General features: G+C 31.2%; 11 protein-coding genes. All 11 read right to left on the bottom strand.

What is annotated here, in order from left to right; translation table 11 throughout:
• Positions 1–249 precede the first annotated feature (249 nt).
• Positions 250–1,014 (bottom strand): hypothetical protein, encoded by a 765-nt coding sequence (locus tag VDP25_RS16865; RefSeq protein WP_334471707.1) that lies wholly within the window; start codon positions 1,012–1,014, stop codon positions 250–252.
• Entirely contained in the window at positions 1,007–1,432 is a 426-nt protein-coding gene (locus VDP25_RS16860) for a hypothetical protein (protein WP_334471705.1), read from the bottom strand. Before VDP25_RS16860 ends, VDP25_RS16865 begins: the two co-directional genes overlap by 8 nt.
• Positions 1,419–2,387 (bottom strand): SMODS domain-containing nucleotidyltransferase, encoded by a 969-nt coding sequence (locus VDP25_RS16855; RefSeq protein WP_334471703.1) that lies wholly within the window; start codon positions 2,385–2,387, stop codon positions 1,419–1,421. Before VDP25_RS16855 ends, VDP25_RS16860 begins: the two co-directional genes overlap by 14 nt.
• Positions 2,388–2,824: 437 nt before the next feature.
• Positions 2,825–5,089: an N-6 DNA methylase gene (locus VDP25_RS16850; protein ID WP_334471701.1), complete on the bottom strand. Its 2,265-nt coding sequence runs from the start codon at positions 5,087–5,089 to the stop codon at positions 2,825–2,827.
• Entirely contained in the window at positions 5,090–7,459 is a 2,370-nt protein-coding gene (gene hsdR / locus VDP25_RS16845; RefSeq protein ID WP_334471699.1) for an EcoAI/FtnUII family type I restriction enzme subunit R, read from the bottom strand.
• An 852-nt stretch (positions 7,460–8,311) separates the two neighbouring features.
• Positions 8,312–9,082 carry a hypothetical protein gene (locus VDP25_RS16840; protein WP_334471698.1) on the bottom strand — a complete coding sequence of 257 codons (771 nt, stop codon included), beginning with the start codon at positions 9,080–9,082 and terminating at the stop codon, positions 8,312–8,314.
• A 415-nt stretch (positions 9,083–9,497) separates the two neighbouring features.
• Positions 9,498–9,956, bottom strand: coding sequence for a DUF5063 domain-containing protein (locus VDP25_RS16835; RefSeq protein ID WP_179350062.1), 459 nt, complete (start codon positions 9,954–9,956; stop codon positions 9,498–9,500).
• Positions 9,957–10,119: 163 nt separating this feature from the next.
• Positions 10,120–10,515: a hypothetical protein gene (locus VDP25_RS16830; RefSeq protein WP_334471693.1), complete on the bottom strand. Its 396-nt coding sequence runs from the start codon at positions 10,513–10,515 to the stop codon at positions 10,120–10,122.
• 5 nt (positions 10,516–10,520) lie between these two features.
• Positions 10,521–10,904, bottom strand: coding sequence for a hypothetical protein (locus VDP25_RS16825; RefSeq protein ID WP_334471691.1), 384 nt, complete (start codon positions 10,902–10,904; stop codon positions 10,521–10,523).
• 244 nt (positions 10,905–11,148) lie between these two features.
• Entirely contained in the window at positions 11,149–12,108 is a 960-nt protein-coding gene (locus VDP25_RS16820) for a hypothetical protein (RefSeq protein WP_334471689.1), read from the bottom strand.
• Positions 12,109–12,331: 223 nt separating this feature from the next.
• A complete protein-coding gene (locus VDP25_RS16815; protein WP_334471687.1) occupies positions 12,332–13,360 on the bottom strand; it encodes a hypothetical protein in 1,029 nt (342 codons plus the stop codon).
• Between the last annotated feature and the right edge of the window lie 128 nt (positions 13,361–13,488).

The following is a 13,488-nucleotide window of genomic DNA, read 5'->3' as shown; positions in this document are numbered from 1 at the left end:
GCTTTAAAAATCTTCCTACGTCGATTTTAAAATCACATCATTTTTAGAAACTTAAAAGACCTCGAAGAAAGCTACAATGTTTGGTGGGTGACCGAAAGTCGGCAATATTAATCACAACGGTTTTGTATATGATACGTTGCGTGTGTTAGCACGAAAGTTAGCAAATAAAAACCAGATAGAAAATCCGCGAGGATTTTCGTAAGTAAGCCTTTACTAGCAATGGATTATATACGTTGTTACCTGCTGTGCTTACTTGATTTTATGTTGGTTTTTAATCTTATTCCATTCTAATGATAGCTCATCATTAAATTTGTCAAATATTTTGCTATTCAGAGGTATGGAACTGTAAGATATAGATTTTTCATAACTAATAACGTTATCAATAATTAACGATTCTCGCTTGGACTTTTTTGTTGCGCTAAAAATTTTCTTAAAATTCATAAAAACTACTTCAACGTTTTTGTTTAAACGATACAATTTTCTTAAATCATTTGCGACTGAAAATGGTAAAGCCAAAAGAATTACTTCTACAAATACATTATTTGGTGCAGTTAAAATTACAGACCATAAAACAACCCAAATTATTATCGTGTAAGTAATTTGTTTGGTCAGCATTTTAGAGGTTATACTTTTGGTGAAAAATGAATTCTCAAAACAATTAACACCCATTTTGTAAATTCCATTTCCAATATCATCGTTAGTGTAATATTCATTAGAGTTGGCATCAGCCAACTTTGTTTCTAGGCTATTGTCCATAAAATCATTTTTTCTTTGAAGTTCCGCTCGATGATACGTTTGGCTTTGAATTACTTCTAAAATAAAAAAGATAATAGCCAACAATGCGAGTATGCGTGAAAGCCACAAAGAGATATTTGGATTAGATTCTGAAAAAAAATTATTTAAGGCTATAATTATAAGAGAAATGATTGTGGAAATTATCAATAACCAATTTAAAGCATTTGATAGTTTAGTAACTGTCTTATAAAGTTTAGCGTGTGGAACTTGTTTAGTCATCTTTTGGATTTTTATCGTTATCGTGGCTGGCTTCTGGACCATACCAAATACCTGTTTCTAACCAAACTTCATAAAAATATAACCAAGCTGAAGTAATTGGTAAAATGTATTTTGCAATTAATTTATCCTTTGTCCATTTAAAATCTTTTGGATGATATAAACAAAGAGTTTCGGAACTTTTGTAAAAATGTGGTGGGTTGTCCACAAGTTTTGGTTCAATAACTTTTACTTGAGGTTTTAAGTTACCACGATATTTTACTGAAATCTTAAATTTTCTATACTCTGGTTTTGGTTGAAGTGTGCCAACAAATTCAACTTCTGTACTCTTTTTTTTAATTACCTTAAATTGCGGATAAATTGATTTCATAGAACCAATCTGAACATCAACTTTTGTGGATTTGTTTCTATATATCGCCATAAAACCCTTTTGATGCTGGAATATTTCTACCTACAGATTCAGATACTGCTCCAGTCGAAGATGATTTCAATAATCCGTCCGATAATTTTTGAGAAAAAGATTTAGCTTCATTAACATCAGATATTATAAATTCCTTGCCAAATACATCTTTCCATATTTGAAGAGCCTCTGCATTTTCATTCTCATCCAAATGCTCTTTTGCTGTATTGAGTTTATCTTTTATTTTTTTTATTTTCTTTATAGCATCGTCATACTGATTATTGGTTTTAAATTTAGCTTGCTCAAGGTAGTATTCAGCGTTATTAAACCAAAGTCTTATCGCTTCTTCGTAATTTCCAAAATTGTGAACGTTGAAGTATGTAATTAAAGTTTCCTCAATTTGAAAAGATGGAATAAGCTTTTTGTTTTCTCTATTCCAATATTTTATAGCTTTTACAACGTCTTTTATTTTATATCCATTGTTTCTGTTACAATCATTTAAATTGTCAGTTAATTGCTTTGGATAACTATATATCCAAGATTCTAAATCATAATTTGGAATTAAATAACCACCTTTATTTCGCTCAAAACTTGGTAGAACATCAAAATTGATTGAATTTAAGGTTACAGTAACACAAGGTCTATCTTGTGTCACTTTGTCTTTATAATGTGAAATTGAGTTTAATTTGTTCTTAATTTTGGTCAGAACAGCTTGTGGTTTAGGTAAATTACCATATTCATCTGACCATTCGGATTCATTCAGTATAGCAAAAAGGTCAACGTCATCTAATGGTCTTATTATTGTATCTCTTTCGTATGAGCCATTCACAAAGATACTATCTATATCTAAATCATTTTCGTCCTTGGTCAAGTGACCATTTAAATAGTCTGTTGAAGTTTTAATGCTCTCTTCCTGTCTATCTGTTACTGAAACTTTATCAATCAGTTTTTTTATTGCTTGTAATACTGTCGGCATATCTTAAAATTTTCTTAAAACGGTCAATTAATATGCCGAGAAATTTATTCAGACATTCTGTCAGTTTGTTGATAGCGAGCAGTTTATTCGCATTGCAGGTAACGGACTTGTGTATGAAACGTAGCGTGTAAAAAGACGCTAACTTTTCGGATTTAGCACGAGCCGAATTTTTTATTTTTATGTTTAATTTTCTTTAATAAATATAACCAAATAAAAAATTTGGCGTACTTTGTAAATATATAAAAACCTCTCGGGAAGCCTATAATAGCTATGTTTTATACACGTTGTTGTGCATAGTGCTTTTCACGTTCAGTTTGGTTTTCCGATGTTTGTTATTTAGTTCTGATTTGAGCATTGGCAAGACATACTCTTTTGCAATTTTTGGCGTAGCGTTGGCTGTAGCGTATTGCAAATGTGTATGGCTTTTAGCGTTGGCATTAAAAAGATTCATTTAAAATTGAATCAATAAGATTTTCAGAAAGACTATTTTGACTTTCGATTTCTAATTCTAATTCTTCACATTTTTTCAATAAGTTATTTACCTGTTCTATTATATGTTTTTGTTCTTCTAGAGGTGGAATTGGAATTGGGCAAGATAAAATTTGACTTTTTTTCAGATTTGTTTGTTTTTTTCCATCATTAAAATTCAAGTAATATTTATTTCTATCTAAAACCATTTTTAAGTATTCAGGATGAATACCACATAATGATTTTAAACATCCAATTCTTTGGTTTAGTGTATATAAGTTGTTTTCCTCTACAAGATAGCATCTACTTAAAGCTCTACCGTTAGGAACATCACTCATTACTATGGCAATATCATTTTTTTTAAGAGGAACTAATATTTCAGTACTGTGTTTTTTAACTGAACCATTTGTTGAGACAAATTTTGAGTTTACTAAAATATATTGACCACTTGAATCAACTAATTTTTCGTGAGCCTTACCATTATAAAATATTGAAACATTATCAAGTATATTCCAACACCAATGGTTTGGTATTTTATACGGTATTGCTTGTTTTTCAATTGGAATTACTGATTTTTCAGGTTTAAGTCTTTCTTCTTCAAAAATGATTGCTTTTTCTTCCAACATTTTATCAGAGAGTAACTCTCCAGACTTGAATTCTTGTTTATCGCTAAAATCTTTACTTAAATTTCCTTTTAGCCCTTCTAGAATAATAACTTTCTTGAATTTATTAATAAAATCTATGTTTAGGAACAAAGAATTATTATTTTGAAGAAGTTTGTCTAGAACCGGAATTCTGTTAAATAATATATTTTTTGATATTGTAGAGAATGTTTGTTGAACTGAAGTCAGTTTGTTGTTATATTTTTCATATAATTCAGTAGCAGGAATATGTTTTATTTTCTCTTGATATGGATTTTTAATATCTAAATCCCAATCTTTTAATTCTGAAACATTTACTTTCCAAGAAACTGAAGATTCTTCTCTGTTGTGCCACCATTTTATAATTGGTTGAAATTCATCAAATTCAATAGGTTTAGTTTTAGAGTAGCTTTTTTGACCTTTGGGTAATTTATGCTCATAGTACCAAATATCATTTGTTTTCTTTCCTTTTTCAAAAAAAAGCAGATTTGTTCTAACTGCTGCTGGAAAAAATGTACTAGTCGGCATTCTAATAATTGTATGCAGATTACATTCTGTTAATAGTTTTTTATGTATTCGAGCTTTTACTCCTTCGCCTTTAATACATCCATCAGGTAAAACAATTGCAGCTCTACCATTATGGTTTAATAATTTTAACATTAATACAACAAATAAATCTGCTGATTCACGACAACGAAAAGAACTCGGAAAGTTTGATTCTACACCTTCAGCTATACTTGCACCAAATGGTGGATTAGCTAATATTACATCGACTTGGTCTTTTTTACCAATACTATTATATTCCTTTTTTAGACTATCAATATAATGATAGTCAGGAACATCCATTTCGTGTAAAATTAAATTGGTTAGTCCTAAAACGTATGCTACAGGTTTTAATTCCCAACCTGTAATACTTTTTTGCAGAAGATGCTCGTCTTCTACCGTATTTACATAATTTTCTCTAACGTGGTCTATTGCTGCGCTTAAAAAACCTCCTGTACCAGCTGCAGGGTCAAGTACTTTTTCACCCAATCTTGGATTGGTCATTTGTGTCATAAACTGTGTTACTGCTCTTGGTGTGTAGTATTCACCTTTATTTCCTGCATCACGCAATTCTTGTAAAATACTTTCGTAAATATTGCCGAAAATGTGCTTATCGTTAGAATTGTTAAAGTCAATTTCATTGAGTTTATTTATGACTTTTCTCATTTCGTAACCACTCTTCATATAGTTATTTGAACCATCAAAAACTTCTTTCGCTATGGCAGCACGTTTTGGATTATTAATACTTGTGAGATTACGTAAAGTGGCAAATAATCCTCGGTTGTTTTGGGCGTTACTGTCTATAAATTCCAATAAATCATCTCCTGTAATTCCTTCTGGGTCACTTGCCCAAGTTCTCCATTGAAATTGCTCTGGAATTACAGACTGATAATCGTCTTTTAAAATTTCTAATTCTTGGTCTTTGTCGTCAATAATTTTTAAAAAGAGCATCCAACCTAATTGCTCTAATCTTTGGGCATCACCAGAAATCCCTCTGTCTTGACGCATTATATTTCTTATGCTGCTTACTACTGCTGCTACGTTTGCCATTTATGCTGTTGTATTGTATAATTGTGTTTCTAATTCCTTCAATGCTTGTAAATAAACTTTTTTACTACCAAAAGCTTTGATTAATTCAATTGGTGTTCCTAATTTATTTAAAGGGTCAAGTTTTAATACTTCTGTACTTTCAATGGTTAATAAACCATCTTCTGCATATTTATCGAGTAAACTATTTAAAACCGCTTGAGCTTTGTCTCCATACTTGGTAAAATAGTTTTTCTTTTTTACGTTGTTTGCTCGTTCTTTTCTTGTTAATGGTTTTGCTTCAAAAGCTACGTGACAGATTAAGTCGAATGGGTCAAATTCTTTTCCAACTTCATCTTTTAGAGCATCAAAGAAAATGCCTTGTTCTTCTAATTCTTTAATAATAACTTCTTTTTTCTCTGAATTGTTCCAAGAATTTAGAAATTTCTCTAAACTTTGATACTGTTTGGTAACGCTATTTTTGGTGTAGTCTTTTAGACTTTCGGTTATGATTTTACCATCATTACCTAAATATTGTACACGTTCGTTTACAATTTTTACTTGAACACCATCCACTCGAATTTTTTCTCGCCTTGTATCTTCTTCAATTTCTCCACCACCTTCAATGTCTGGAAAATCAACTTCTTCGCCATCCAAAATGTCTGTGATTATTTCGTCTGTGGTTTCATCTTCTGCTCCAGATAAGTCGTCATCTTCACCAACTTGTTTTATCATTACTGGGTCGCCATCAAAATCTGGGTCAGCAAATAAGTTAGTTACATTTCTAAAGTCCATAATGGTAAAATAGGTTTTACCATATTCTTCATTTATTCTCGTACCACGACCAATAATTTGTTTAAACTCTGTCATTGAACCAATATTACTATCTAAAACAATGAGTTTACAAGTTTGAGCATCAACTCCTGTAGTCATTAATTTTGAAGTTGTCGCAATAACAGGATAAGGTTCACTTGGATTGATAAAACTATCCAACTCACGTTTTCCTTCTTCGTTATCGCCTGTTATTTGCATTACGTACTTATTGTTTTGAGCGAATAAATCGGCATTGGCGTTAGCCAATGCGGAACGCATTCCTTCTGCGTGCTCAATATCAATACAGAAAACGATTGATTTTGCAAATCTGTCATAACCTTTTAAGAATTCGGTTATCTTTTTTGCAACTAATTTTCTGCGTTCATCAACAATTATATTTTTGTCAAAATCCGTTCTGTTGTAGATTCTATCTTCAACTGGATTTCCGCTTTTATCAACAAAACCTTGTGTTGGTCGCCAACCTTCTGCATCAATATCTAAAGTGACTTTTACAACTTTATAAGGTGCAAGAAAACCATCATCAATTCCTTGTTTTAAAGAATAGGTGTAAAGAGGCTCACCGAAATAATCAATATTTGAAACTTCTTCGGTTTCTTTTGGTGTTGCTGTTAAACCAATGTGAGTTGCTTTGTTGAAATAAGCTAAAATCTCACGCCATTTGCTATCTTCTTTAGCACTTCCTCTATGGCACTCGTCAATTATTATTAAATCAAAAAAGTCTGGACTAAATTGTTTGTATGCATCTGCTCCTTGACTATCAGATAAACCTTGATATAATGCTAAATAAATATTGTAAGCTGTGTCAATTTGTTTCTTTTTTATGATGGTTAGAGCATCTTTAAAATGTCTAAAATCTCCACGAGCTGTTTGGTCAATTAATGCAGTTCTGTCCGCTAAAAATAGAATTCTCTTTTTTGCTCCACTTTTCCAAAGTCTATAAATGATTTGAAAAGCTGTATAGGTTTTTCCTGTTCCAGTTGCCATAACCAAAATAATTCGGTCTTGACCTTTTGCAACTGCTTCTATTGTTCTGTTTACTGCAATTTGTTGGTAATATCTTGGACTACGTCCAGAACCATCTTGAAAATAATCTTGCTTTGCAATTTCTTCAACTTCTTCGGTTTCAATTCCTTTGTATTTTTTGTATTTCTGCCAAAGAAATTCAGGACTTGGAAATTCGTCTAAAGTCAGTTCTTTTTCAATTTCTCCGTCTGTTGCTGTTTTATCGTGAAAATAAAATCCGTCTCCATTACTACTAAACACACAAGGAATATCCAAGGTGTTGGCGTAGCCAAGAGCTTGTTGAATTCCACTTTTTATGCTGTGTTTGTTGTCTTTTGCCTCAATTATGGCAATTGGAACATTCGGTTTATAGAAAAGTATATAGTCCGCAAATTTTCGTTTTCCTCTGGCAGTCAGCTTTCCTTTCACATAAATTCGACCATCTGTGAAGAAAATTTCACGTCCTAATTGTGTTTGCTCATCCCAACCTGATTTCAAAATCGCAGGTGTGATAAATTTCGCCTTTATGTCAGATTCAGATAAGTCTTTTTTATTCATTCATTTTGTTGGTTTGGTCGAGCGTTGGCTAAAATAGCTCTTTTGTTTTTTTTAGCGTTGGATTTTGCGTTGGAAAAAAAACAAATGTGCTATTTATGCGGCTGGCTTTTATAGTTCAAATGTTCAATTTTTATCGTTTTTCCGCATTATGCACAACGGTCTCGTATATGATTTGTAGCGTTATTTAAGCAAGTAAGTTAGTAAATAATAACGGAAATAGAAAAACCGCGAGGTTTTTCGACAGTAGGCGAGAAGCAGCTATAAATTATATACATTGTTAGCTATGAGTAGGCGCGCATAGACTTTGGTAAAGCAGAGGTGTTATTTTTCCTGCCGAAAGCAAACACTTTAAATGCGTAGCCTAGAGTTAGCAGAAATGCTGAACGCGATTATATGCTTTTTATTTAAGAAGCCATTGCAGATAAGCTGTGTCCAATTCACGCATGTGTTTGCTTATTCGACTAAAGCACTGACGCCTTTTTTTATTTTTCAGCGCAAACTTGCTAACGCATGATTTTTAGACAATGTTTGAAAAACTCAAAAGGTTAGTTAAAACAATAAAAATTGCAAATAGAGAACGATCTTAATGCGTTTTATTTTAAAAAAAGGAATAATAGCACGAAGTTCACAGAAAAGGAAACGGCAAAACGAGAGGCTTTAATCTTCTAAATAGGAACGGAAGTTTGTTTGCGACTATTATTGCTAACGTGTTTGTATATGGGTTGTTGCGTGTTTCAAGCAACTAATTTAGTAAATAATTATCGACCAAGAAAGTCCGCGAGGACTTTCGCAAGTAAGCAAGAAACCAGCAATAAATTATATACGGTGTTGTGCAACGTTTTTTTTTATTTCCTACCACGAATGAAAGTAAAACATAAAGTTTCCATTATTTTTTAAATATAATGTAAATCTTTCGCCTTCTGAATGCATATGCACCACAGTTGCAACTGAATTATATTCCATTGGGTTTTCTTTAAAATTTAATTCGGTTAGATTTCTGTCCGATAATCCTGTAATTGACTTTTGCCAAATTACTTCTCCGTTTTTGTTTTTGCTCGTAAGTATCGTCTTATCATCAATTTTTGAAACTATTAAAGTTCCAAATTCGGTTTCTTGTTTTTTGATAGGGTTTAGTTCCGATTTGTTTTGAAAATCTTCTCCGTAAAAAGGACCATCATCAAATGTCGTTATCATTTTTGGTAGATAATTAACATTTTCTACTTGAGAATAAAAGTCATCTCGTAAAAAGTCAATTTTTTCTTCGATTGATTTATTTAGAAGTTTTTTAGAATCTATTTCTCTAATTTTTAAGTAGATTTCTAAAATATTATTTAAATAAACTGTATCAATTTCTGTGTTGCAACTTGGATGATATTCCTTTAATTGATAAACAATCGTTGGAATTATAAAATTCGTCTTGATTTCTGATTTACCTTTGTTTTTGGTGAAGTCCATTTTCATTAGTCCATCAAGTTGCGATTTAGGCCATTTTACAATTTCCATTTTGTCTAGTCCAAAAAAGTCAAGATATTTTATCTCATAGCAATCTTTTGAATTAGTATTTTGTCCACAAGATGTCAGACAGATTGTAAATAATATTATTGTTAAAGTTCTAATTTTCATCGGTTTCGTTAAATGTTGCACAACGGTCTTGTGTATGGTTAGTTGCGTGGTTTAGCAACTAAGTTAGCAAACATTTACGAACCCGTGAATATTCCGCAGGAATATTCGCAAGTAAGCTCAATAAAGCAATTAATTATACACGGTGTTGTAACACGTTTTTATTTATTCAATTATTTTTTTGTTCTTTCTCTAATTAATAAAAAAGTCAGAATTATAATAATTCCTATGCCGACTACTAACAATCCGTATTTGAATAATCCTGTTATAAAAAAGGTCGGGAATCCACTATAACGCCCCTTTTCATTTAATTCAACGAGTTCAGATATGAGGGTAGAATTCTCTAATAAAAAATAGCAGACAATACAGATTAAACTAATAATGTAAAGTCTCACAATTTTTAAATTCTTTTTATGCATCAGTCATAATCTTTTTCATTAAGATACTTCAAAAGGTCAATCAGATGCTGTTCCGAGTGAGTTTTCATAGAAAAATTGAATTCCCAAAGAGCATCCATTTCACTTGTATTGTCCATTTTCCATTTAACAACTAATAAGTCTTTTATTATATCAGTTAGATCGTCTAAAGAGTCTCCAATTCCTATTTCCACATACGGTTCCATTTTGTTTAAATCCAAAACAGTACTATACCAATCTAAATCTGTAAAATTAGATTGGACATTTTCTCTTATCTCATCATAATTAAAATCAGGTGCTTCATCATAATCCGTTTCGTCTAATTCAAATTCTACATTCAGATATTCCGAGTAAATTCCAACTAATAGTTTTTTTAGGATATCAGTTTTGTCATTCAGTTTCACTTTTGGATTAATTCCGAATTCCGTGATTTTGTCTATTAATTCTCTTAATTTACTCAATGTTTCTTGATTTGGTCAAATGTGTTACAACGGTCTAGTATAAGAATAGTGCGGTTTTGTGTGCGAGGATTTTCCGAAGGAAAATCAGACGTAACAAAATTGCACTAACCTTTGATTAAGCAACTAATTTAGCATTATTTTTATACATTGTTGTGGGTAGTTATTATTTGTAATAGTTTTCTCCGTGAATCGTTATTCTATTTCCACTAACTGACCAACTATAACATTCTGTCCAGCCGTGATAATCGCTATCTATACATAAACTACTTCCAGAAAACCAATAATCGCCAGAATAATCATTATCGCAATATGGATCAAGAGAACAAGGTCCATTGAAATCTTCTGTTCGTACTAATTCAACTGTATATTTCCAATTAGAATTAAAAGTAAAAGTTTTAGTTCCATCTATTCCTCCAAGAGTTTCTTCTCTTGTCCAACTTCCTAAAACAACTGAATTATCTTGTTCGTTTTGTTCAGGTTCATTTTCAGAATTATTATCGTCACTACTACAAGAGATGAAAATCATTAAGAATGAAAAAAGGTAAATTATATTTCTCATTTCGTTTATTGTTGTGTAAGTGTTTCTCCATCTAAAGTCAATCTATTTCCCGAAATGGTAAAATCTTGTGTTCCTATATTACTATCATCAAATTCAGCAATTCCAGTTCCATTAGAATATGTATAGTTGAAATCATAAGTTTGAGTAATATTAGTTCCAGCAGCATTTGTTTCCGCTTCTAAATATCCACTATCTGAATTTTGAAATACTAAATAAAAGTCTATTTCAACTGTTTGTCCAGATTGCGAAGTTGTTTCTTGTCTGTACCAAGTTGTTCCACTTACAGTTTCGGGATAACTTGAGTCGTTATTATCATCGTCACTACTACAACTAAATGTGAAAATGGATAAAAATGTTAAGATTACAAGTTTCGGTAAAAAGTTTTTCATAAAGTTTAAATTTATTGTTATTTATTAAGTTTTAGAAGTGGAAAATTTAGGATTTCGACAATGTTTGTCTTTCAGCCGAATGTTGGTCTTTAATTACCCACAACGTGTTTGTATATGGTTTGTTGCGTGGTTTAAGCACCTAATTTAGCAAATAAAAACCGAATAGAAAATCCGCGAGGATTTTCGTAAGTAGGCTAGAACTAGCAATAAATTATATACGTTGTTGCCCACAGTATTTTTTTCATCAGTTTTGCATTTTCAAAGGTTGAATTCCGACAATCGTGTTTTTGTCATCGTATATAACTTTAATCATTTCTTTTGGTGGACTATCTTGGTCATCTCCATATTTGTATTGAAGCATAGCAAACGCTTTACCGTTCATACCCATTTGAATTCCGCTGTAAACTAATTCAAGCTCTCGCTCAAAATCAATTTCAGAAAATAGTGCGTTGAGTTGTTCATCTGTTACTTGTTCAATAATCATTTCTGATATGTAACTTTTGGATTTCGCTAAATTTTCATTTTTCAAAGAGGCAATGAATTGTTTTGTAATTTCATTGAGACTATCAAGGCGTTGTTCAGTCAATTCAGGTGTAACTTTTTTTTCTTTTTTCGTGTTTCTGACGTAAAGCCTAATTCTGTGTGTAGGTGTAGTTGTAACCATTCCACGTTTCTCGTAAAAATTAGAAACAGTTGCATACATTTCGATTTCTGTACTATCGTTTGGAAACCACTTTACATTCTTTTTTAATCCACCTTTTTCGTTGGCTTTCTTTAAATCGGACAAATCGCCTTCCGATTGAGGATTTCCATAAATGTCAGTTATCATTTTTTCTAATTCGTTGAACTTACGAATAAGAGCTTTTTGGTATTTCTTTGACTTTTGGTCATTAGTGTTTGCTTTTAAAGTCAATAAACTTTCGTCCCATTCGTATTCAACAGTGGACATTGTACTGTCTTTTTCTTTGAAGTAATAGTACACAACCAAATCGGAAATTATTTTTTCTTTTCTTCTGAACTTTATTGGTTGCGCATCTCCGCTGAATGAAACGTGATTTCTGATATTTGGAATTTGTTCACTACCTAAATTTTCTTCCATTTTGAGGTATTCGCTCAATGATGTGTTGTGAATATCAAATTCAAATTCCTGGGCGAATGAAGTAATTCCGATTATTAAAAATCCAAGTGTAAGTATTGTTCTCAAAGTTTTATTCATATTGTGGGCAACGTCTCGTATATGAAAAGTAGCGCTGAAAATTAGCTATTACTTTTCGGATGAACACAAGCCGAATTTTTAAATTTTACTATTTATCTTTTTTGTTGGAAATCGTCAAATTTAAAAATTTGGCGATTTCCCGAAAACACCCAAACCATAGTGTTAGCAATGACTTGCGCTATTTTTTATATACATTGTTAGGCAATGTATTTTATTCGTAATATTCAATTTTTCGCTTAACTATTCGTAACGGTTTATTGTCTTTATAATTTACTTTTTCTATCCAATTTTTCTTTGAATCATATTTATATTTATAACTCCATATTGTTTTTGGTTTGCTGTCACTTGGCTCATTTAATCTTTCAATTATATTACCATTTTCATTATATTTTTCCGTTTGAATAGTAAAATAAGTATAGTTTCCTTTTGGTGTATTTACAGCTGTTTTGAGTTCTCCATTATTATGATAACGATATCTCCTTTCTTCATAAGTTGAATCATTTTCAATAATTATTTTTTCGAGAAGTAAATTATTATTATCATCATAAAAATATCTGTTCTCATAACTTAAAGTGTCCCAAGTTTTATATTCGATTACTTGTTCTATTTCTTTAAGATTCTGGTCATTAAATTTTCTTTCTAATAATTTAAGTGGAATGTCATTAAGCTTAAATTCATTTTCTGAAATCACATTGTTATTTTGGTCATATTTAACAATGTAAGTATTGAAAATGGTGTCATTTTGAATCACTTCTCTTTTAATTGGTCGATTATTCTCATCTCGTTGAATTTTATGAATTCTTTTAAAATCCTTATTTGAAATTATCCATTGAGTTAGGCTGTCTTTAGTGTCATAGAAAAAATCATTGTCATAAAAAGAACCTTTTCCATAATTATCAATTTCTTTTCTTTTGACTAAAAGGTCATTTTTATCATAAGTGTAGATTTCCTCATTAATTACTTTACCATTGTAAAGAAACTCTTTTATTGAGGTCAGATTTCCAAGCTTATTAAATTCGAGAAGAGAATTTCTGTCAAAAGCGAGTGAATTTATTTTCTCTCCAATTCTAAAAGTGTCTTTTTCAACAATCAGATTGAAAAGTTCAGATTTCACAGACTTTATTTTTCCATTAAAGTCATAGTTTGATAGGTCACTTTTTCGGTCTGAATTGACTTTTGATTTAGAGCAACTAAACAACAAAAGGCAAAATGTAAATAATATTCCGAATGTTTTTTTCATATGTTGCCTAACGTTTATGTATAAGAATAGTTGCGGGTTTGTATGCGAGGATTTTCCGAAGGAAAATCAGACGTTACAAACACGCAACGACCTTTTGATTAAGCACTAAACCGCAATTATTTTTATAC

The sequence above is a fragment of the Winogradskyella sp. ECml5-4 genome (assembly GCF_036903175.1).
GTDB classification, from domain to species: domain Bacteria; phylum Bacteroidota; class Bacteroidia; order Flavobacteriales; family Flavobacteriaceae; genus Winogradskyella; species Winogradskyella damuponensis.
Note: the sequence above shows the minus strand (reverse complement) of the source record. Positions and strands in the feature narration are given on the sequence as shown.